Below are 19,333 nucleotides of genomic sequence, written 5' to 3'. Positions count from 1 at the left end.
CATGTTCAGGCCCGCCCACACTCGACGCTGGATCACCTGGCTCACGCTGTGGGTGGCCGTGTTGGGCGCGTGCCTGCCCACCCTGTCGCAGGCCGTGGTGCATGCCAGCGACCGGGCCTCCTGGGTCGAAGTGTGCACCAGCACTGGCATGGTGCTGGTGCGTGCCGACGATGCTGGTCACCCGGAAGACGCCGCAGCCCAGCAAGCCGGCTGCATCTGGTGCCTGCTGACGCACGGGTCGGCGGCCTTGTTGCCCCCCGAGGTGCCTGCGCCTCGTCTCTCCGTGGCAGGGCCGCAGCCCTGTCCTGCTGCACGCCTTCATCCATCTGTCGATGCCTGGCTCTGGGAACCTGCCCAGGCCCGCGCCCCGCCCGCCGGTGCTTGACCGCCGCTGACAGCGCTGTGCCGGCCTGACCGGCGCACCGCCTTTGCGCGCCCACTGAGCGTGGGTGAGCCCCCTCATCCGCCCCCGATCTGCACCTGATCGACAGCGATCGACACCACCATGCACACCGACCATGATTCGGCGCGGTCCGCCCGCGCCTGGCTGGCCCTGGCCGCCACCTGCTCCAGCCTGACCACCGCCTGGGCCCAGACGCCCGCACAGGCCAGCCTGCCCACCCTGCCGGAAGTCCGCGTTCACGCCAACAAGACGATGGGCGACCCGCACTCGGTGGGCCAGCACCGCCTCGCCCCAACAGCCGGTGGCCACAGCGACACGGCACGCCAACTCAGCGCCCTGCCCGGGGTCAGCACCTATGGGGCGGGCGGCCTCTCAAGTCTGCCCGTCATCCGCGGCCTGGCCGACAACCGTCTGCGCATCCTGGTCGACGGTGTGGATGCCATGGCCTCGTGCCCCAACCACATGAACGCACCGCTGTCCTACACCGACCCGGCCCAGGTCGATGCCATCACGGTCTACCGCAGCGTGGCGCCGGTCAGCACCGGTGGGGATGCCATCGGCGGCAGCATCCAGGTCGATGCCGCGCCACTGGCCTTCGCGCCTGCGGGAACCAAGCTGCTGACACAGGGCCAGTTGGGTCTGAGCCTGCGCAGCCACGGCAGCCGGGCCGCCCATGCCGAAGCCACTTACGCCACCGAACACCTGCACATCAGCGCGGGCAGCGCACTCGCGCGCGCCGACAACCAGCGAGCCGGCGGCGAGTTCAAGGCCACCACCGTCACCGGCCGCGCAGGCCACGAACTGGCCCGCGACGAGATCGGCTCGACCGCCTACTTCAGCCGCAACCACCTGCTGAACCTGGGCTGGCAGGATGGCCCGCACCGACTCGAAGCACGCCTGAAGCGCCAGGACATGCCTTACCAGCTCTACCCCAACCAGCGCATGGACCTGCTCGACAACCAGATGTCGCGCCTGGCCTTGCGCTACATCGGCGAGATGACATGGGGCCAACTGGAGGCGCGACTGCACCACGAAACCGTGAACCACGACATGGACTTCGGGCCCGACAAGCGCTATTGGTATGGCAGCGGGTCGCCCCCCACAGGCTCGGGCGGGCCGATGGCGGTCAATGGCACACCCTGTGCGCCCGTCGGCACCGCCACCTGTGCCAACGGCATGCCCATGCTCACCCGCAGCCGCACCACCGGCGCGCGCCTGCAGGCCAGCGTGCCTTGGGCCGCGGTAGGCACCGTGCGCACCGGGACGGAAGCGCAATGGTTCCGGCTGGACGACTGGTGGCCGCCGTCGGGCTCGGCCATGGCGCCGGGCACCTTCGAGAACATCGACGACGGCCGGCGCGATCGCATCGGCGTGTACGCCGAACTTGAGGCGCAGCCCAGCCGCACCTGGACTGTGCTGGCGGGTATGCGCGCCGACCAGATCCGCATGCAGGCCGACGCCGTGCAGGGCTACAACCCTGCCGGCATGGGCAACCAGGCGCGCGACGCCGCCCTGTTCAACGCCCGAGACCGTCAGCGCACCGACCGGCACCTCGGCCTGAGCCTGCTGGCACGTCACCAGCACAGCGCCCAGGTCGACCTGGACATCGGACTGGCCCGCCAGACCCGCTCACCCAGCTTGTACGAAGCCTACCCGTGGTCCACCTGGTCCATGGCGGCCTTGATGAACAACGTGGTCGGCGACGGCAATGGCTACATCGGCAACCCCGACCTCAAACCCGAGACCGCCCACAGCCTCAGCACCACCCTGGACTGGCACACCGCCGACCGGCGCCACTGGCTCAAGATCAGCCCATACATCACCGTCATTCGCCACTACATCGATGCCGAGCAGTGGGACAGCACGGCCAATGCGCCCCGAACGGTGCGACTGCGCGATCAGTTCACCACGCTGCGCTACACCAATCAGTCGGCCCGCCTCTATGGCATCGATGTGTCAGGCGAAACCGACCTGGGCCGCAACGCCTTGGGCGCCTGGAGCTTGGCCGGCCAACTCAGCCACGCACGCGGCACCAACCGCCGAACCGACGACGGGCTCTACCAGATCATGCCGCTTCACGGCAAGCTGGCGCTCACCCATCGCCTGGGCGCGTGGCAGGGCGTGATCGAGGGCATCGGCGTGGCCGCCAAGCGGCGCGTCTCGAGCGTGCGCAACGAAGTCTCCACACCCGGCTACGCCTTGCTGAACCTGCGTGGCAGCCACCAGTGGAAGAACGTGCGTGTGGACGCGGGCGTCGACAACGTGTTCGATCGGCTGTACGCCCTGCCGCAAGGCGGCGCCTATGTCGGCCAGGGCACGACGATGATGGCCACGGCAGCCTCGTCTCCGCCGTGGGGCACGGCAGTGCCCGGCCCGGGGCGCAGCTTGCATGTCAGCCTGACGATGCGCTTCTGAGCGGACGCGACCTGCAGGCGCCCGGGTTCAGGCCGGCAACCACACCGAGAAGGTGGCGCCCCGGCCCGGGGCGCCGTCGGCCCACACCCGGCCGCCGTGGCGCTCGACGATGCGGCGCACGATGGTCAGTCCCACGCCGCTGCCTTCAAACCGGCCCGGGGCGTGCAGCCGCTTGAACGGTTCGAACAGCTCCGCCGCGCGCGCCGGATCGAAGCCCACGCCGTTGTCCTGCACGCTGATCACCACGCCATTCTGTTGCGGGCGCGCCTGCAGATGCACCTGCGGCTCGCTCGACTGCCGCGAGAACTTCAACGCGTTGCCCACCAGGTTGACCAGCACCTGCCGCAACAGCACCGGGTCGGCCTGCACAGGCAGCATCTCGCCACACGACACACGGTGGCGAACTTCGTCGCCCTGGCTGATCGCCAGTTGCTCGAGCGCCTCGCCCACCAGGGTCGACAGGTTGAGCGACTGTTTGTGCACCTCGCCTTGTGAGGCACGCGCCAGCAGCAACAGATCCGACACCAGGCTCGCCAACTGGCCCGTTTCGCGGCGCACGACACCGATCACCTGACGCGCCCGGGCGGTGTCGCCGGCGTCGATGGCCTGCAGTGCCACGTCGCTCAGCCCGGCCAGCCCGCCGAGCGAGCCGCGCAGGTCATGCGACACCATGCTGTTGAACGACTCCAACGAACTGATCATCTCGCTGAGTTGCTGCGTGCGCTCGGCCACACGGGATTCCAGCGTGGCCGTCAACTCGCGCGCCTGCGCGCGCAAGCGCCCCATGGTGGCCGACATCACGCCCAGACCGGCCAGCGCAAACGGTACCGCCGCCCACTGCCGCACATCGTGCTGGTTCATGCCAACGGCCATGCCACCCAATACCAGCAAGGGATACAGCGCCAGCATGGCGGCGGCCAACCCGTGGCCAGACTGCGGCTCGCGCCGCCGCGCCTGAACGAACAACCACGCCATGTAGACAAAAATCACGCAGCCCGCAAGGTTGCCGGGCAGCGCATCCTGCTCGACCCACTGCATGCGGCTGGCCGCAAGAGCGACAAAACCCAGCCACACCGTTGCAAACACCGCCCAGGCCTTTGGCCGCTCGTGCCCGGTGTACTGGCGCACACCGGCCAGCAGCGCCGCAATCGCCGTCACCCCGACAATCAGCAGGAACAAGCCATGCCACGTGTCGAAGCCCGAGGCCATCGGCAGCCGCAACACGGGCCAGTACAGCAGGTTCAACACGGCCGACGCCGCATACGCACCCGCCAGCCAGCCCAGTCCCCATTCGCGCCTGACCGAGCGAAAGCGCAGAAACACCCCGGCCACAAAGGCATGCACCAACCCGGCCGTGATCGCGAACCCATCGGTGAAACCAAGCTCGGTCATGCGTTGCTCCGCTGATGCACCAAGCAGTATCAGACTGTCACGATCGGGAACAAAGGGGCATCTTCCCCTAGATCTGGCCCAGCACCCTCAGCGCTCGTTGAGACGCAAGACCTCCAACGCGTCGACGGCCGATGCCTGGTTGCCCCACGATTGCCGGATGTAGGTGCTCACGGCCGCAATCTCTTCGCCACTCAAGACCTGCGAGAACGGCGGCATGCCAAATGGCCGAGGGTTGCCCGCGGTGGTGGGCGGAAAGCCGCCATGGCTGATGACCTTGATGACGTTGTGCGGCGCACGGAGGGTGACGGCGCGGTTGCCAGCGAGCGCTGGGTAGATGCCCCTGCCCCCTTCACCGCGCTCGCCATGGCAGCTCGCACAGCGATCACCATAGATGCGCCGGCCCCACTGCAAGGTGGCTTCCGGCGCAGGCGCTGCCGTAACGGGCACGGCGGGCTGCTGCGGCAGCGCCTTCAGGTAGGTGGCCATGGCATGCAGGTCTTCCGCGCTCAGGTGCTGCGTGCTGCCATGGACCACCTCCGCCATGGGGCCCAGCACCGAGCCCCGTGGCGCGACACCCGTTTGCAACAGTGCCACCACCTCGTGCGTGGGCCAATGCTGCACACCAGCCTCCTGCTTCGACGCCAGGGAGGGGGCATACCAGTTCTGCATGGGGATCAGCCCCCCCCCGAGCGCCACATCGCTGGAGATCGCGCCCAGCTGGTTGCGGCTGGCATGGCAAGCGACGCAGTGCCCAAGGCCCCGGACCAGGTAATGTCCGCGGTTCCAGGCTGCCGAGCGGCCGGGATCGTCTTCATGGCGCCCGGGTCGAAAGTACAGCGCGCGCCAGACGGCAAGAGAAGCCTGAAGGTTGTACGGAAAGCGCAACGCGTGCGGCCTGTTGGCCTGTCGCACGGGGGGCAGGCTCTGCAGGTAGGCGTACAGGGCGTCGCTGTCCTGTCGGGTGACATACGTGTAGCTGGGGTAAGGAAACGCGGGATACAACAGGCGACCGTCTTTCGAACGGCCGTGATGCATGGCACGCCAGAACTCGCTGGCTGACCAGTCGCCCAGTCCCGTCTCGCGGTCGGACGTCAGGTTGGTCGCGTACACGGTGCCAAAAGGCGTGGGAACAGCCTTGCCGCCGGCCATGTCCATGCCGCCGCGTGCGGTGTGGCACGCCGCACAGTTGCCTGCTTTGGCAAGATAGGCGCCTCTGGCGACAAGGCTGGCGTCAGAACGCGGGGCGTCCACCGCCCGCCCTTTCTGAACGGGCGCTTCGCCCCAGACGTTCAGCAGCGCCACCAGCGCACCGATCACCACGGCGGTCAGCGCAGCCAGCACCGCCGCCACGGCCAGTTTGCGGGTTCGGGGCGCACTCATCGGGGCCCGCTCCCGCAAGGCATGGGCAAGGGCGAGGGCAGCGACGATGCAGCGGCCGGCTTGCTGTCCGAGGGCATGGGCTGCGCCGCGAGCCAGCTCGCCACGGCGGTGATGTCCTCGGGCGTGAGCCGCTGGGCCACCGTCCGCATGCAATCAGGCGCGACGGCATGGCGCTGCCCCGTTCGCCATGCGCCCAACTGCGCGACGAGATAGTCGCGCGGCAGGCCCAGCAGCCCCGGAAAGGCGGGCAACGCACCTGTCATGCGCTCGCCATGGCAGTGCACACACGCCGGTAGCCCGCGGGCCCCGTTGCCCTTGAACACCAGCGTCCGCGCCCGTTCCAGCGAGGCGGGCTCCAGCGTCACGGCCTGCGGCGGGGAGTACGGCAGGTCGAGTCCGCCAAAGTAACGGCCAATCTCGTGCACGTAGTCGTCCGACATGTGCTTGACCAGATAGGCCATCGCACCGTTGTGGCGCCGCCCATCCCGGAAGTTGATCAGTTGGTTGGCCAGGTAGCCGGCCGGCTTGCCTGCGATGCGCGGGAAGTAGCCCTGAGCGGTCGAGCGGCCCTGCGGCCCGTGACACACCGTACACGCCTCCATGCGCTGGGCCATCGTGTCCTCAACGGGCCGGCGCTCCTGGGCCTGAGCGGCCAGCCCCCAAAGCGCGGTCGCTGCGGCCAGCAGCGCGCCAGGTAAAACCGTCATAGGTACGCATCCTTCCAGCGCGCAGCGTCGGCCACCAGTTGCGTCAGGCGTTCGGCCTGGCGAACCACGAAGGCGGCAATACCTTGCACAAAGGCCCGCTCGGCCTCGTCCTCGTAATCGGCCGCCTGGGCCTGTGCAGCCGCTTGCACGATGGCCAGCTTTGCCAGGCGCTGTCCCTCGCGGCGCATCAGCCTCCGGTCGATGCCGCAGCGCACGGCGAAATCGGCCAGAGCAAAGGCCGAGACCTCAGCGTGGCGGAAGACGTCGCCGTAGGCCATGGCCAACTCGGTGTCGAAGCCATCGTACTGCAGCACGCTCACCATGTCGTACCAGGGGGTGGGATCCAGCAGGCCCCCGGCTAGGACGAAGAAAGAGAAGTTCTTGCCGTGTGCATCGCTGTTGCCAATCAAGAACTGGAAGAGCGCCCAACGCAGCATGGCCAGCCGGGCGGCGGCCTTGTTGGCCGTGAGGTCTGCGCAGCCAAACAGGCGCTCGAAGCTGACGCCGTCGCGGATGTGGCGCACCGCCTCGGCGCTGCCCAGGTTGCGCTCGTATTTGTAGGCCACTGGCAGATCGCAGGCCTGGCACGCGTCGATGATGTGCCGGCGGCGCACGTGCAGCCGGTCACCCGCATTCTCGACTTCGCGGTCGAAGCGCCGCACAACCAGCACCGGCCGGGGCGTACGCAGCAGGCTCACCTCCGCAGCCGGCAGACCCATGCGCCGGGCGAGCGACATGCAGAAGTGTTCGTTGACCGCCAGGTGCGGTGTCTGCGGGTTGCCCGTGTCGGGCTTGAGGATGTGGGTGGATGCCAGCCGCTGCCCGTCCACCAGAAAAAGCTTGCCGCCCTCAAGCAGTGGCCGGTCAAGGTAGACCAGCAGCTTGTCTTGCAAACCGGCGACCGACATGCGCACCTTGCCGTCCCATACGGACAGCGGCACATGCTCCCGCTCGGCAATGCGCTGGTCGAGCTCAGGCAGGGGGATCTCTCGCGGGACGGGTTCGGCAGTGGGTGCTGCTGGGGCCGCATCGCCGGTAAAGCGCAAGGCGCCTGCGGTCTCGGCCCCGAGTGCCCAGATCAGACCGAAGACATTGGTCCTGGCCAGACCGTTGTAGGTCACAGCCACATCCAGCGCGCGCCCTTCGGGCAACAGGTGCTCAATGAAGCGCTTGATGGAGGCGGAGGCGTAGCCGCCCACCGGCTGCAGCAGGGGCAGCGCCGGTGACAGCGGGTAGGCCTGGGCATCTTTCAGCCAGGGCTGGGCATAGCCCAGGCCCCAGCGGTCATCGCGTCCTTCATGCTCGATGGTGGCGACCCGGCTCGCATCGGCCCAGACCTGCAAGGCGTGGGTCATGCCGGCCGCCTCATGGCTTGTTGTCGTCGGCCACCACCGACGCGCTGTCTGCGCTGGCCGGCGCTGCAGATGAAGCAGCCTCGCGCGCCCACGGGTGCGCCTTGGGCAACACCATGAGCGTGAGTCCCAGGCCATCCAGCACAGCCAGGGCTTTGTCCAGGCGCACCGAGCCCTGACCGTTTTCGAGCCGGGACATGAGGTCCACCGACACGCCCAGCAGGCCCGCCGCGTCGTCGATGCGCAGCGACTGTGATTTGCGCTGGTCGCGCACAACTGGGCCCAGGTGCGATGCTGACTTCAACAGGCGGGGTGTGCGGCTGACGGCGTCAGTCATTTCGGACTTCCTTTCTGCTTCTCCGAAATACTAGGGCCTTTCGGCTGCCCTATCAATCACTATTTCGGCGATTCAGAAACATAATCCGGATGCGCGCAGCCGCAACCCGAATTTCTGAATTTCCGAAACGGCCGAAATTCATCCAGAATCGCCCTGGATGAGATCAAAAGCAAAAAGCCCAAGCACGTGATGCGCTTGGGCTTTTTGTCAAAAGATCTGGTCGGGGTGAGAGGATTCGAACCTCCGGCCTCTACGTCCCGAACGTAGCGCTCTACCAGGCTAAGCTACACCCCGATGCTGGCTCGACGTCAGTTGGATCTGCCAATCGAGTCAAACGACAATTGTAGCAGAGCTTGGCGCCAGGGCGTGTCTGGCAGCAACGCCAGGTGGGCCTGCGCCCGCTGTACCTGCTCGCGGGCGGCCTCGCGCGTGGCCTCCAGCGCGCCGGTGTCGCGCACGATGGCCACGATCTCGGGCATCTTCTCGACTTCACCGTGCTCAATGGCGTGGCGGATCAGCTCGCGCTGGGCCGGCGTGCCGCGCTGCATGGCCACCAGCAGCGGCAGCGTGGGCTTGCCCTCGCGCAGGTCGTCGCCGATGTTCTTGCCCAGCTCGGCTGTCGTGCCTTCGTAGTCGAGCAGGTCGTCGATCAGCTGAAAGGCCGTGCCCACGGTGCGGCCGTAGCCTGCACAAGCCTCTTCCACTTCTGGCGAGGCGTCCGAGATCACGGCGCCCAGGCGCGCGCTGGCCTCGAACAGCTTGGCCGTCTTGTATTCGATCACGCGCAGGTAATCGTCCACCGAGATGTCCGGGTCGTGCATGTTCATCAACTGCAGCACCTCGCCCTCGGCGATCACGTTGGTGGCCTCGGCCAGCACCGCCATGACGCGCAGACGGTTGGTCGACACCATCATCTGGAAGGCGCGCGAGTACAGAAAATCGCCCACCAGCACGCTGGCGGCGTTACCAAACATCGCGTTGGCTGTCTTGCGGCCGCGGCGCAGATCGGATTCGTCGACCACGTCGTCGTGCAGCAGCGTGGCGGTGTGGATGAACTCCACCACGGCGGCCAGTTCATGGCGCTCGGTGCTGTCGCAGCCCAGCGCGCGCGCAATCAGCAGCAGCAACATGGGACGCACGCGCTTGCCGCCAGCCTGCACGATGTAGTGCGAGATCTGGTTGACCAAGGCGATGCGCGACGACAGCCGCTGGTGGATGACCTGGTCGACCGCGGCCATGTCATCGGCCGAGAGGCTGCGGTAGAGAGCGGGGGTCGAGGTGTCAGTCACGCGAAGAGGCCGGTCAGAGGGACAAAGGCGGGGCGCCACCCGCACAGCAAACGTGACGGGCAGCGGATTATAGAAACTGGCCGACAATGCCCCCATGGCGCCAACCCGCGCGTCGCATGCCTGCATCTGATTGCCATGACCCGCACGCAGCCCTTCGCATCCCAGCCCCCCTCTACACGGCCCGAGGGCCTGCATCTGGCCATCATCGGCGCAGGCCCTGCCGGCCTCAGCCTGGCACTGCAGGCTCGCCACGCCCTGCCTCGGGCGCGCATCACCGTGTTCGACGCCCGCGCGGCTGACCACGACGTGGCCGCCGATGCGCGCACGCTGGCCTTGTCACTGGGTACGGTGCAGGAGCTGCAGCGCATGGGGGTGTGGCCCGCCATTGCCGCAACGGGTCAGACCGCCCCCATCCTGACCGTCCATGTGTCGCAACAACAGCCCACTGTCTTGTGGCCTGGGCGCACGCAGCCCGAAGTGCGCATCACCGCGCTGGAGCAGGCCGTGCCCCAACTGGGCGCCGTGCTCAGCTACGGCACGCTGGTGGCGCCACTGCAGGCCGCCTGGCTGGATGCCTGCGCGCTCGAACCGCATCGCCTGGCGATGCGCTTCGGCACGCCTGTTCATGGCCTCAAGGCGTTGGCACACGGCGTCGAGGTGGACGCCGACATCGCCGAGGCGGTGGATGTGGCCGTCGTGGCCGAGGGCGGGGTTTTTGGCCAGCGGGCGGCACTGAACTGGCCCGAGGGCCTGCAGCGCGACTACGAGCAGACCGCCTGGGTCGGCCAGGTGCGGCTGGCAGCTGACCATCCCATCGGCGTGGCTTACGAACGCTTCACACCCAGCGGTCCGGCCGCCCTGCTCCCGCTGCCAGACGGCCCCTTGATGGGGCCCGGCGGTGTGCCAGCGGCAGACAGCCGTCACGGGCGACGTGCTGCCCTGGTGTGGTGCGTGGGTCGGAACGACGATCCTGTGGCCCAGCTTAACGAGACGCAACGGCTGACGCTGCTCAACACGCTGTTCCATCCCGAGGTGGGCCCGATTGAGGCGGTCTCGTCGCTCAAGGGCTTTCCGCTGGGCCTGCAGGCCCACCGTCGTCTGGTCGAAGACGGCGCCATCGTGCGCATTGGCAACGCAGCCCAGACGCTCCACCCGGTCGCCGGCCAGGGCTTCAACCTGGCCATGCGCGATGTGCACGAGTTGCTGGCGGCCCTGCGCCAGGCCGATGCGGTCGGTATCACGGGGGCTGCGGCAGCCGGCACACGTTCGGCGGCCGTCCGCGGCGCGTTGGCGCGCTTCGAGCGCCGCCGTCAACCGGATCGCTGGGCGCTGATGGCCACGACCGACCTGCTGGCGCGAAGCTTCACGTGGCCTGCGCCGATCCTGGCCACGGCCCGCGGCCTGGGCCTGGGCGCCCTGCAGGCCTTGTCACCCGCCAAGCGGCTGCTGGCGCGTTCGATGATGTTCGGCTGGCGCTGACCGCGGTTCAGCGCACCACCCACACGCCGGCCGAGGCCGTCAGCGTGTCGGTCGACGCGCCCATTTGCGACTGGACCATCGACAGCGCCCAGACCGCCATCGCGGCCATCACGGTGTGTTGCAGCATCTTGCGCATGGTGAGCTCCCCAGGGGTCCATCAATGAAGTCGATGCTAGAGACCGCAGGCGAACACCATGCCAGGATCAGAGGGGACTACCCCCCTCATCTTGAGGAGATTCAGGGTCTCCCCGGATGACTTCCAGGCTGGCATCGCACCCGCTGCCTGCAGAAATGATGCGCCTGACCCAGCGGTGCCACAAGCTGGCAAACAGGGCGTGCGCGGCCCGATGTGGTGCGAAACCCACCTTTTTCCCATCCGGCCAATCGTTTGCCGCGCTGACCGATGCGGGATTACCCCAGATCATCAAACCGCAGTGATAACGGCCTTCGGAATTGCTCCAGCGCAAGGCCGTGCACGCCCCGGTGCGCCGGCGACTGACCAGCACGCCCACCGGGCACGGCTCAGCCAGGCAGCACACCCCGCAACCGTTGCATGGCGCGCCCAGCGGCGGCTTGGCGGGCGCCTCGGGGTGGATCAGGATCACCTGGCGCAAGGCGTGTGGCTTGGCCTGGGCCGGGGGCGAATCGGATGAATCAGGCTGTGGCACGGCGGCGGTAGGCAAGGGGCGGCGGGCTTTGCGACAATCTAGCACCATGAGCACCGCCACCCACCTCAGCGCCGACCAACCGGTCGAGCAGTACATGACCGCCGTCGGCCAGGCCGCACGCGCCGCCGCCACCACCATGGCCGCCGCTTCCACGGCCGCCAAGAACCAGGCCTTGCTGGCCCTGGCCGCGCAGATCCGCAGCCACGCGGGCGAACTGAAGGCCCGCAACGAGTCGGACATCATCGCCGCCGAGAAGAACGGTCTGGCCGCCCCCATGGTCGACCGCCTGCGCCTGACGGACAAGGTCATCGAGACGATGGCCGAGAGCTGCGAACAGGTCGCCGCCCTGCCCGACCCCATTGGCGAGATCACCAATGTGCGCCGCCGCCCCACCGGCATCAGCGTGGGCCAGATGCGCGTGCCCATCGGCGTGTTCGGCATGATTTACGAATCGCGCCCGAATGTGACGATCGAGGCCGCCTCGCTGGCCATCAAGAGCGGCAACGCCTGCGTGCTGCGCGGCGGCTCAGAGGCCATCCACTCCAATCTCGCTCTGTGGAAGCTGGTGCAGGCCGCGCTCACGCAAGCCGGGCTGCCCGCCGAAGCCGTGCAACTGGTGCAGACCACCGACCGCGCCGCCGTGGGTCAGCTCATCACCATGCCGCAGTATGTGGACGTGATCATCCCGCGTGGGGGCAAGGGCCTGATCGAGCGCATCAGCGCCGAGGCGCGGGTGCCGGTGATCAAGCACCTGGATGGCAACTGCCACACCTACGTCGATGCGGAGGTCGACCTGGATCTGGCCGTCAAGGTGACGGACAACGCCAAGACCCAGAAATACAGCCCGTGCAACGCCACCGAATCACTGCTGGTGCATGTGCAGCAGGCCGAGTCCTTCCTGCCCCGCATCGGCGCGGTGTTCGCGGCCAAGGGAGTGGAGATGCGCTGCGACCTGCGCGCCAAGGCCATCCTGGGCAAGGTGGCGGGCGCCCAGGTGGTCGACGCCACCGAGCAAGACTGGTTTGAAGAGTACCTGGCTCCGGTGATCGCGGTGAAGGTGGTCGACTCGCTGGACGAGGCCATCGCCCACATCAACCGCTATGGCTCGCACCACACCGACGCCATCCTGAGCACCAACCACCCCAACGCCATGCGCTTCATCCGCGAGGTGGATTCATCGAGCGTGATGATCAACGCCTCGACCCGCTTTGCCGATGGCTTCGAATACGGCCTGGGCGCCGAGATCGGCATCAGCACCGACAAGTTCCACGCCCGTGGGCCGGTCGGCCTGGAAGGCCTGACCTCGATGAAGTTTGTCGTGCTCGGTCAGGGCGAAGTGCGCGCCTGAGGCGCACCGCCGACGATGCGCTCCACCGAGCCGTCGTCGGCCGGCACCGGCACGCCCGGCCCCCGGTAGGGCAGCCAGGCCAGCGACGGCGCGTGCAGGCTCTGCACGAACAGCTTGCCGTCGATCTCGGTGGCCGAGGTGGTCTCAGGATAGCCACCCTTCGGGTCCTGCATGTCGTCGACGATGCGGCCCGAATCCTCGAACGCGATGATGTGGCCGTAGGCCTTGGGCACCGGCCACAGCGCGCGCGGCAGGCGCAGCGTGAACGAGCGCACCCAAGGCCGGCTGGCGGCGTAGTCCAGCACCGGGCTGCGTGGCTTGGTCAGCCCCACCCAGATGCGCCCTGAGGGCGTACGGGTCAGGTTGTCGGGGTAGCCGGGCAGGTTGTCGATCGGTACGCTGGCTGCGCCCTGGCGTAGCGCATCGTCGAGCGACGGTGGCACGTGCGCGCCCTTGGGCGAGCGCAGCAGCGACAGCTTGGCCAGATCCAGCTTGACGATGCGGAAGGTGCCCGTCTCGGCCACGAACAGGCTTTTGCCGTCGCCGGTGAAAGCCAGGCCATTGGGGAAGCACAGGCCTGTGAGTACCACGCGCGCGACCAGGGTTTCCGGGTGCTGCGCAATCAGCCGACCGGTGCAGCTGTGCTCGAGGATGTCGAGCACGCTGGCCTCAAAGGTGCTGTTGAGTTCACGCGCCGAGAAGCGCCGCGATGCATCGGTCAGCCAGATGGTGCCGTCCGGGCCGAGTTCGACCGCGTCCGCATAGCGCACAGGGTCGTTCGGCACGGGGTGGTCCACTGCCTTGAGGATGACATCGACCTTGGCCTGCGGGCCAGCGCCAGTCACGCGCAACAGGCCGCGCATGGCGTCGGCCACCAGCAACCGCCCTTCTGCGTCCATGGCCAGTCCCAGCGGCCGGCCGCCGGTGTTCACCACCACATCGCGCACTTCCTGCCCCTCTGGGCTCAAGCGCACCACGTCGCCGTTGGTCAGGCCGGTGTAGAGCAGGCCCTTGTGCGCCAGGATGTGTTCAGGGCCGTCCTGGCCCGCAATCAGCGGCAGCGGACGCAAGGCTGCCAGCTTGTCGTTGGTCTGGTGCGCACCGGTGTGGCCGGCGTTGCGGGGGGGCTCCCAGGCGCGGGGTTCGATGGCGACCGGCCAGAAGGCCAGATAGGCCAGCAAGGCCACGACCGGGGTTCCCCAGCTCAGAACAGCCCACATGCGGGGCGTCACGCGTGTCATCTGCCTGTCTCCTGGTATGCGCCGAGCGCCGCATGCTTGATTGGCTCAGCCTATTGATGCAATCAGATCAATCGAGTGGATCCCTGTCGCGCGCCTCGCCACAATGAGAACCATTCTCAGACACAGCACGAATGGAGTCCATCATGGCCAAAACCGCAACCTACGGCGTCCTCCACATGGCCAGCTCCTTCGGCATCGCCTACGCGCTCACGGGCAGCGTGACGATTGCCGGGGCGGTCACCTTCGTCGAGCCCATCGTCAACACCGGGCTCCATTACGTGGTCGACCGCTACTGGGATCACCCGACGGTATGCCGGGTGCGCCAGCTCATTTCTCGACAAACGCCCGTTCAATCACGTAGTCACCCGGCTCACCCTGAGACGGCGAGATCTTGAAGCCGCGGGCGTCCAGGATGTCGCACATGTCCTTGAGCATGGCGGGGCTGCCGCAGATCATGGCGCGATCGGTGTGGGGGTTGATCGGGGCCAGGCCCAGATCGGTCGCCATCTTGCCGGTGGTGATGGCGTCGGTCATGCGGCCCTGGTTGCGGAAGGTGTCACGCGTGACCAGCGGGTAGTAGACCAGCTTCTCGCGGACCATGTCGCCCAGCAATTCGTGGTTGGGCAGGTCCTCGCTGATGAAGTCGTGATAAGCCAGCTCGCTCGTCCAGCGCACGCCGTGCACCAGGATGACCTTGTCGAACTTCTCGTAGGTGTACGGGTCCTGGATGATGCTCATGAACGGCGCCAGGCCGGTGCCCGTGCCAAACAGGTACAGGTTGACGGCCGGCTTGAGGTCGTCGACCACCAGGGTGCCCACGGCCTTGCGGCTCACCAGGATCTTGTCGCCCACCTTCAGATGCTGCAGGCGCGAGGTCAAAGGGCCGTTCTGCACCTTGATGGACAGGAACTCGAGGTGCTCTTCGTAGTTGGCGCTGGCGATCGAATACGCACGCATCAGCGGTTTGCCGTCGACCTCCAGACCGATCATCACGAAGTGGCCGCTGGCGAAACGCAACGAGGGGTCGCGCGTCGTCCGGAAGCTGAACAGGGTGTCGTTCCAGTGATGAACGTGGGTGACGGTCTCTTGGTTGAATGCGGCCATGGTGTGCTTGATGGGCTGAGCGCCCAGCTCGTAAGGCAGGAAACCGGCTATTGTCGCTCAACTCCCGCAAAGCGGCCGGTTTCAGGGCGCAAAATCCGGTCGTATCCAGCGGCCTTGCGCTATGCTCGCCCCCATGTTGCAGACCGCCTCGCCTGATCCCCGCACCGCCCTGGTCGTGTTCTCGGGCGGGCAGGATTCCACTGTCTGCCTCGCCTGGGCGCTCGCGCGCTACGCGAGGGTCGAGACCATTGGCTTCGACTACGGCCAGCGCCATCGCATCGAGATGGCGTGTCGCGGCGCCGTGCGCACCGAGCTGGCTCGCGCCTTTCCGCATTGGGCGCCCCGGCTGGGCGACGACCACGTGCTCGATCTGGGCCTGCTGGGCCAGATCTCCGACACGGCGCTGACCGAAGCGCGCGCCATCGAGATGACGGCCAGCGGCCTGCCCAACACCTTCGTGCCCGGGCGCAATCTGCTGTTCCTGAACTTCGCTGCCGCCGTGGCCTACCGGCGCGGAGCCAGCGTGCTGGTGGGCGGCATGTGCGAAACCGATTACTCGGGCTATCCGGACTGCCGCGACAACACGCTCAAGGCGCTGCAGGTGGCCATCAGCCTCGGGCTGGACAGCCCCATGACGATCGAGACGCCGCTGATGTGGCTGACCAAGGCGCAAACCTGGGCGCTGAGCGCGCAACTGGGCGGCGAGGCGCTGAACGCCCTCATCGTCGAACACACGCACACCTGTTACCTGGGCGACCGCACACACCGCCACGCCTGGGGCTACGGCTGTGGCACGTGCCCGGCATGCCAGCTGCGCGCCGAGGGGCACGCGCAGTACATCGCACAGCACCTCGGCCAACAACAGCCGTGAGCACATGAACACGCAAAGGGAGCCATGAACACCACCCTCATCGTCTTCATCGCCCTGGTGGCGCTCGTCTTCTTCTGGGCCGTGGGCGCCTACAACCGACTCGTGCGCCTGCGCAACGAGATCGGCAACGCCTTTGCGCAGATCGACGTGCAGCTCAAGCGCCGGCACGATCTCATCCCCAACCTGATCGAGGTGGCGCGCAAGTACATGGAGCATGAGCGCGAGACACTTGAGCGCGTGACCGCGGCACGCGCGCAGGTCATGGCGGCCACCGACATGGTGAAGTCCAAGCCCAACGAAAGCGGGCCGATCAAGAGCCTGGGCTTGGCCGAAGGGGTGCTGGGCAGCGCCATGGGTCGCTTTCAGGCCACGGTCGAGGCCTACCCCGAACTGAAGGCCGATGCCCGCATGCAGGAGCTCTCCGAAGAGCTCACCCACACCGAGAACAAGATCGCCTTTGCCCGTCAGCTGTTCAACGACGCGACGCTCGACTACAACAACGCAGCGCACCAGTTCCCCACCAACATGGTGGCCGGCTTGTTCGGTTTCCGTACCGCCGACATGCTGCAGTCGACCACCCACGAGTCCGAGCGCGCCCCCGTCGCCGTAAAGTTCTGAGCGCGGCCGCCGGCCCCTGCTCCTTGCCATGCGTTTCAGACAGCACCAGGCCGCCGCACGCGACGAAACCACCCGGCTGTTCGGGTGGTTCGCGCTGCTGCTGTTCGCGCTGGTGCTGGCCGTCAACCTGCTGATGGCCCTGGCCTACAAGCTCTTCCTGCCGTTCACGCAAGGCTATCCCGCGCTTTTCTTCGAGACCAACACCCTGCTGATCGTGCTGTTCGTGTTGGGCGGCTGCTGGGTCGAGACCCATCGTCTGCGCGAGGGCGGCGGCGTCCGCGTGGCCCACTGGATGGGCGGACGCGAGGTCACCGACGGCGACAACGCCCTGGAGCGCCGCCTGCTCAACGTGGTCGACGAGATGGCCCTGGCCAGCGGCCAGTCCCCACCTCGCGTGTTTGTGCTGCCACGTGAGGACGCGATCAACGCCTTTGTGGCCGGCTGGGACGATGCCGACCGGGCGCTGGCCGTGACCCGCGGCGCGCTCGAGCGCCTGACCCGCAGCGAGTTGCAAGGCCTGGTGGCGCACGAGTTCGGTCACATCAAGGAGGGCGACCTGCCGCTGTCCATGCGCACGATCGCGCTGGTGTGGGGACTGTCGCTCATCCACGGCTATGGCCAGGCCTTGATGGCCGCCGATGACCAGGGCCGCGTCCACCCGCTGCCCTGGCTCATGGGGCTGGTGTTCACCACCGTGGGCTGGCTGGGCTGGCTGGCCGGCCGGGTGCTGCAGGCCGCGGTCTCGCGTCAGCGCGAACACCTGGCCGACGCCTGTGCCATCCAGTTCACACGCACGCGTGACGGACTGGGCAACGTGCTGCGCAAGATCTGGCACGACCAACAGGCCCTGGCCGGGCGCATGCACAACCCGGCCACCGCAATGATTGCCGCCATGCTGTTGCACGAGCCTGAAGGCGTGCACTGGTTGGCCACCCACCCCAAACTGTCCGAACGCATCCGGCGCATCTGCGGCACCGTCCTGCCGCCCATTCCGGCCCCACTGTTACGCGAGGTGCCCCGTGAGGCAGCGCGCGCACCACGCCGCCCGGGCAGCGCTCCCGCCGGGGTGATGCAGGCAGCCGACGGCACCGTCCCCGGCGCCAGCGTCGAATCGACCGATCCGGCCAGCACGGCGCGCGCCTCTGCCGCGTTGCCGTCGGGCCAGCAGCCCGGCGAGGCCCGCTCGCACCTGGATCCGGTTCAAGCCGCGAGCATGGGCGCGGCCGCGCTGTCGCATGCGCAACGCGAAGCGCAACAACGCCTGCAACGGCGTCAGGGCCCGCTGGAAATCCGGCTCGTGCTGCTGGCGCTGATGATGGATCCCACCAACGTTCGCGAACGCAAGCTGTGGATGCAATTGGCCGAGCCGCTGCAACACGCCAGCCGCATCCTCGAAGACGTGGCCCAGTTGCACCCCACCATGCGCCTTCCCGAGTTCGAGCGGGTAACGGAAGTGATCCGCCAACTCGATCTCGCGCAGCGGCGCGATGTGGTGGTGCTGGCACGCGACCTGCTGCGGGCCGACGGTCGCGTCAGCCCCCGCGACCGCCTCTGGTGGCTGACGCTGCGCCACAGGCTGGGCATGAAGACACCCCGCCAGCCGTTTGCGAGGCCAGTGACCGGACAAGGCCAGGGACTGCTGGAACTCGACAAGACCTCGCGCCAGCAAGTGGGCGCACTGACAGCCTACCTCGCCCGCTTCGTGCCCCACGACGAAGGCAGCGACGGGCAACTCGCGGCAGCCAGCCTGGCCTGGTATGCCGGCGTGATGGCGCGCTGCGGGCAAGCGCCCGAGTCATCACGTCAGCCGCCTCCCGTGCCCGACACGGACAGCCTCATGAATGCGCTGGCCGCCGTGCAGGAACTGTCGTGGATGATGCGCCCGCTGCTGCTGAAGGCGTGGGTTGAAGAGGCCTTCAACCACAGCCCCAAAGGCGTACTGGACCACCGCACGGCCGATGCCTTGCGGTTGATGGCCGATCTGGTGGATTCACCCCTGCCCGCGATGCTCGCGGCGCACTATGGCGTGCGCTAACAGGCGCGCCGGATCAGCTCGCCCGCTCCAGCTTGGTCAGCCCCAGCAAACCGTTGCGCAACTCTGCCGAGGCCGCGTTGCCCAGGTACATGCGCAGGTAGATCTGGTAGGCCAGTTCGTCCTTGATGGCCAGTACGCCATCGACGCTCGACAGCTGACGGCCATTGTGGGTGGCCATCCAGCCCCGGCCGGGCACCCAGTCCAGATTGACCACATCGCCCTTGGACACCCGCCGGATGTTGGCATACGCCGCGCCAATCATGCCCAACGGCTCGATGAGCTTCTTGAACTCCTCGTCCGTGGCCACCTGCTTGAAGTCCGACAGGAACACGCGGCTGATGGTTGACGACGACAGGTCGCGCAGCAGGTTGAGCTGGATGCGCCGTACGCCGTCGAGCTTGTAGATGGCTTCCGGCGTGGTGCGACGCTCTGGCAGGTACAAGGCGACCACATCCGACTTGTGATACCCCCGTCGTCGCACACCCGCGCCATTGAGCACCAGCTTTTGCCCGTAGGCGGTCATCGAGTCTTCCAGCCGAACGCCCTCGAGCTCGTAATCGGCATGGGCGGGCGCGCTCAACGGCAGGCAGGCCGCCCCTGCGGCCAACGACAGCCACTGACGACGCGTCAGCATCGCGTCCTCGCAAACAGACAAGGCTTGAGCATTCATGGCGCCACTCCTGTAGCCTGAGCA

General features: G+C 67.5%; 18 protein-coding genes and 1 tRNA gene. 8 read left to right on the top strand and 11 right to left on the bottom strand.

Annotated features, from left to right (window positions below; genetic code table 11):
* Window position 1: 1 nt before the first annotated feature.
* Both GTZ97_RS02250 and GTZ97_RS02245 read left to right on the top strand, forming a co-directional pair.
* Window positions 2-385, top strand: coding sequence for a DUF2946 family protein (locus GTZ97_RS02250; protein ID WP_161648904.1), 384 nt, complete (start codon window positions 2-4; stop codon window positions 383-385).
* A gap of 120 nt (window positions 386-505) precedes the next feature.
* A complete protein-coding gene (locus tag GTZ97_RS02245; RefSeq protein ID WP_161648903.1) occupies window positions 506-2,818 on the top strand; it encodes a TonB-dependent receptor in 2,313 nt (770 codons plus the stop codon).
* A gap of 27 nt (window positions 2,819-2,845) precedes the next feature.
* On the opposite strand, the gene GTZ97_RS02240 is transcribed toward GTZ97_RS02245, so the two are convergent.
* From GTZ97_RS02240 to ispB, 7 genes are all read right to left on the bottom strand, one after another.
* Window positions 2,846-4,210: a sensor histidine kinase gene (locus GTZ97_RS02240; protein ID WP_161648902.1), complete on the bottom strand. Its 1,365-nt coding sequence runs from the start codon at window positions 4,208-4,210 to the stop codon at window positions 2,846-2,848.
* An 87-nt stretch (window positions 4,211-4,297) separates the two neighbouring features.
* On the bottom strand, window positions 4,298-5,590 hold the full coding sequence (locus GTZ97_RS02235) for a cytochrome c (protein ID WP_161648901.1): 1,293 nt from the start codon (window positions 5,588-5,590) through the stop codon (window positions 4,298-4,300).
* Window positions 5,587-6,297 (bottom strand): c-type cytochrome, encoded by a 711-nt coding sequence (locus GTZ97_RS02230; RefSeq protein WP_161648900.1) that lies wholly within the window; start codon window positions 6,295-6,297, stop codon window positions 5,587-5,589. The genes GTZ97_RS02235 and GTZ97_RS02230 overlap by 4 nt, the downstream gene beginning before the upstream one ends.
* Entirely contained in the window at window positions 6,294-7,652 is a 1,359-nt protein-coding gene (locus tag GTZ97_RS02225) for a HipA domain-containing protein (RefSeq protein ID WP_161648899.1), read from the bottom strand. The genes GTZ97_RS02230 and GTZ97_RS02225 overlap by 4 nt, the downstream gene beginning before the upstream one ends.
* Window positions 7,653-7,662: 10 nt before the next feature.
* Window positions 7,663-7,986 carry a helix-turn-helix domain-containing protein gene (locus GTZ97_RS02220; RefSeq protein ID WP_161648898.1) on the bottom strand — a complete coding sequence of 108 codons (324 nt, stop codon included), beginning with the start codon at window positions 7,984-7,986 and terminating at the stop codon, window positions 7,663-7,665.
* A 217-nt stretch (window positions 7,987-8,203) separates the two neighbouring features.
* A tRNA-Pro gene (locus GTZ97_RS02215) sits at window positions 8,204-8,280 on the bottom strand.
* A 14-nt stretch (window positions 8,281-8,294) separates the two neighbouring features.
* Window positions 8,295-9,275, bottom strand: coding sequence for an octaprenyl diphosphate synthase (gene ispB / locus GTZ97_RS02210; RefSeq protein WP_330863527.1), 981 nt, complete (start codon window positions 9,273-9,275; stop codon window positions 8,295-8,297).
* A 135-nt stretch (window positions 9,276-9,410) separates the two neighbouring features.
* Between ispB and GTZ97_RS02205 the strand changes: the two genes are divergently transcribed.
* Window positions 9,411-10,754 (top strand): FAD-dependent monooxygenase, encoded by a 1,344-nt coding sequence (locus GTZ97_RS02205; protein WP_161648896.1) that lies wholly within the window; start codon window positions 9,411-9,413, stop codon window positions 10,752-10,754.
* A 7-nt stretch (window positions 10,755-10,761) separates the two neighbouring features.
* On the opposite strand, the gene GTZ97_RS16855 is transcribed toward GTZ97_RS02205, so the two are convergent.
* Entirely contained in the window at window positions 10,762-10,890 is a 129-nt protein-coding gene (locus tag GTZ97_RS16855; RefSeq protein ID WP_269089906.1) for a hypothetical protein, read from the bottom strand.
* A gap of 578 nt (window positions 10,891-11,468) precedes the next feature.
* Between GTZ97_RS16855 and GTZ97_RS02200 the strand changes: the two genes are divergently transcribed.
* Complete coding sequence (locus GTZ97_RS02200) at window positions 11,469-12,770, top strand: glutamate-5-semialdehyde dehydrogenase (RefSeq protein ID WP_161648895.1); 1,302 nt, start codon at window positions 11,469-11,471, stop codon at window positions 12,768-12,770.
* Here the strand turns inward: GTZ97_RS02200 and GTZ97_RS02195 are convergent.
* Entirely contained in the window at window positions 12,749-14,011 is a 1,263-nt protein-coding gene (locus tag GTZ97_RS02195; RefSeq protein ID WP_236650974.1) for an SMP-30/gluconolactonase/LRE family protein, read from the bottom strand. The genes GTZ97_RS02200 and GTZ97_RS02195 overlap by 22 nt on opposite strands.
* A 131-nt stretch (window positions 14,012-14,142) precedes the next feature.
* Between GTZ97_RS02195 and GTZ97_RS02190 the strand changes: the two genes are divergently transcribed.
* Window positions 14,143-14,406: a DUF2061 domain-containing protein gene (locus GTZ97_RS02190; RefSeq protein ID WP_330863526.1), complete on the top strand. Its 264-nt coding sequence runs from the start codon at window positions 14,143-14,145 to the stop codon at window positions 14,404-14,406.
* Here GTZ97_RS02190 and GTZ97_RS02185 read toward each other — a convergent pair.
* A complete protein-coding gene (locus GTZ97_RS02185; protein WP_161648893.1) occupies window positions 14,339-15,115 on the bottom strand; it encodes a ferredoxin--NADP reductase in 777 nt (258 codons plus the stop codon). The genes GTZ97_RS02190 and GTZ97_RS02185 overlap by 68 nt on opposite strands.
* A gap of 133 nt (window positions 15,116-15,248) precedes the next feature.
* Here GTZ97_RS02185 and queC point away from each other — a divergent pair, with 133 nt between their 5' ends.
* Genes queC through GTZ97_RS02170 form a run of 3 tightly spaced genes read left to right on the top strand, consistent with a single transcriptional unit; the run spans window position 15,249 to window position 18,639 of the window.
* A complete protein-coding gene (gene queC / locus GTZ97_RS02180; protein ID WP_161648892.1) occupies window positions 15,249-15,986 on the top strand; it encodes a 7-cyano-7-deazaguanine synthase QueC in 738 nt (245 codons plus the stop codon).
* Window positions 15,987-16,010: 24 nt separating this feature from the next.
* Window positions 16,011-16,604, top strand: a complete 594-nt coding sequence (locus GTZ97_RS02175; RefSeq protein ID WP_161648891.1) for a LemA family protein — start codon at window positions 16,011-16,013, stop codon at window positions 16,602-16,604.
* 28 nt (window positions 16,605-16,632) lie between these two features.
* Window positions 16,633-18,639 carry a M48 family metalloprotease gene (locus GTZ97_RS02170; RefSeq protein WP_161648890.1) on the top strand — a complete coding sequence of 669 codons (2,007 nt, stop codon included), beginning with the start codon at window positions 16,633-16,635 and terminating at the stop codon, window positions 18,637-18,639.
* A gap of 13 nt (window positions 18,640-18,652) precedes the next feature.
* On the opposite strand, the gene GTZ97_RS02165 is transcribed toward GTZ97_RS02170, so the two are convergent.
* On the bottom strand, window positions 18,653-19,309 hold the full coding sequence (locus GTZ97_RS02165; protein WP_161648889.1) for a chalcone isomerase family protein: 657 nt from the start codon (window positions 19,307-19,309) through the stop codon (window positions 18,653-18,655).
* Window positions 19,310-19,333: the final 24 nt, after the last annotated feature.

The sequence above is a fragment of the Aquabacterium fontiphilum genome, from assembly GCF_009909205.1.
Classification (GTDB): Bacteria; Pseudomonadota; Gammaproteobacteria; order Burkholderiales; family Burkholderiaceae_C; genus Aquabacterium; species Aquabacterium fontiphilum.
Note: the sequence above shows the minus strand (reverse complement) of the source record. Positions and strands in the feature narration are given on the sequence as shown.

Excerpts from the sequence above, each read along its gene's own strand:
- GTZ97_RS02250 (WP_161648904.1), top strand. The coding sequence starts at position 2 with ATGTTCAGGCCCGCCCACACTCGACGCTGGATCACCTGGCTCACGCTG.
- GTZ97_RS02245 (WP_161648903.1), top strand. The coding sequence starts at position 506 with ATGCACACCGACCATGATTCGGCGCGGTCCGCCCGCGCCTGGCTGGCC.
- GTZ97_RS02240 (WP_161648902.1), bottom strand. The coding sequence starts at position 4,210 with ATGACCGAGCTTGGTTTCACCGATGGGTTCGCGATCACGGCCGGGTTG.
- GTZ97_RS02235 (WP_161648901.1), bottom strand. The coding sequence starts at position 5,590 with ATGAGTGCGCCCCGAACCCGCAAACTGGCCGTGGCGGCGGTGCTGGCT.
- GTZ97_RS02230 (WP_161648900.1), bottom strand. The coding sequence starts at position 6,297 with ATGACGGTTTTACCTGGCGCGCTGCTGGCCGCAGCGACCGCGCTTTGG.
- GTZ97_RS02225 (WP_161648899.1), bottom strand. The coding sequence starts at position 7,652 with ATGACCCACGCCTTGCAGGTCTGGGCCGATGCGAGCCGGGTCGCCACC.
- GTZ97_RS02220 (WP_161648898.1), bottom strand. The coding sequence starts at position 7,986 with ATGACTGACGCCGTCAGCCGCACACCCCGCCTGTTGAAGTCAGCATCG.
- GTZ97_RS02205 (WP_161648896.1), top strand. The coding sequence starts at position 9,411 with ATGACCCGCACGCAGCCCTTCGCATCCCAGCCCCCCTCTACACGGCCC.
- GTZ97_RS16855 (WP_269089906.1), bottom strand. The coding sequence starts at position 10,890 with ATGCGCAAGATGCTGCAACACACCGTGATGGCCGCGATGGCGGTCTGG.
- GTZ97_RS02200 (WP_161648895.1), top strand. The coding sequence starts at position 11,469 with ATGAGCACCGCCACCCACCTCAGCGCCGACCAACCGGTCGAGCAGTAC.
- GTZ97_RS02195 (WP_236650974.1), bottom strand. The coding sequence starts at position 14,011 with ATGACACGCGTGACGCCCCGCATGTGGGCTGTTCTGAGCTGGGGAACC.
- GTZ97_RS02190 (WP_330863526.1), top strand. The coding sequence starts at position 14,143 with ATGGAGTCCATCATGGCCAAAACCGCAACCTACGGCGTCCTCCACATG.
- GTZ97_RS02185 (WP_161648893.1), bottom strand. The coding sequence starts at position 15,115 with ATGGCCGCATTCAACCAAGAGACCGTCACCCACGTTCATCACTGGAAC.
- queC (WP_161648892.1), top strand. The coding sequence starts at position 15,249 with ATGTTGCAGACCGCCTCGCCTGATCCCCGCACCGCCCTGGTCGTGTTC.
- GTZ97_RS02175 (WP_161648891.1), top strand. The coding sequence starts at position 16,011 with ATGAACACCACCCTCATCGTCTTCATCGCCCTGGTGGCGCTCGTCTTC.
- GTZ97_RS02170 (WP_161648890.1), top strand. The coding sequence starts at position 16,633 with ATGCGTTTCAGACAGCACCAGGCCGCCGCACGCGACGAAACCACCCGG.
- GTZ97_RS02165 (WP_161648889.1), bottom strand. The coding sequence starts at position 19,309 with ATGAATGCTCAAGCCTTGTCTGTTTGCGAGGACGCGATGCTGACGCGT.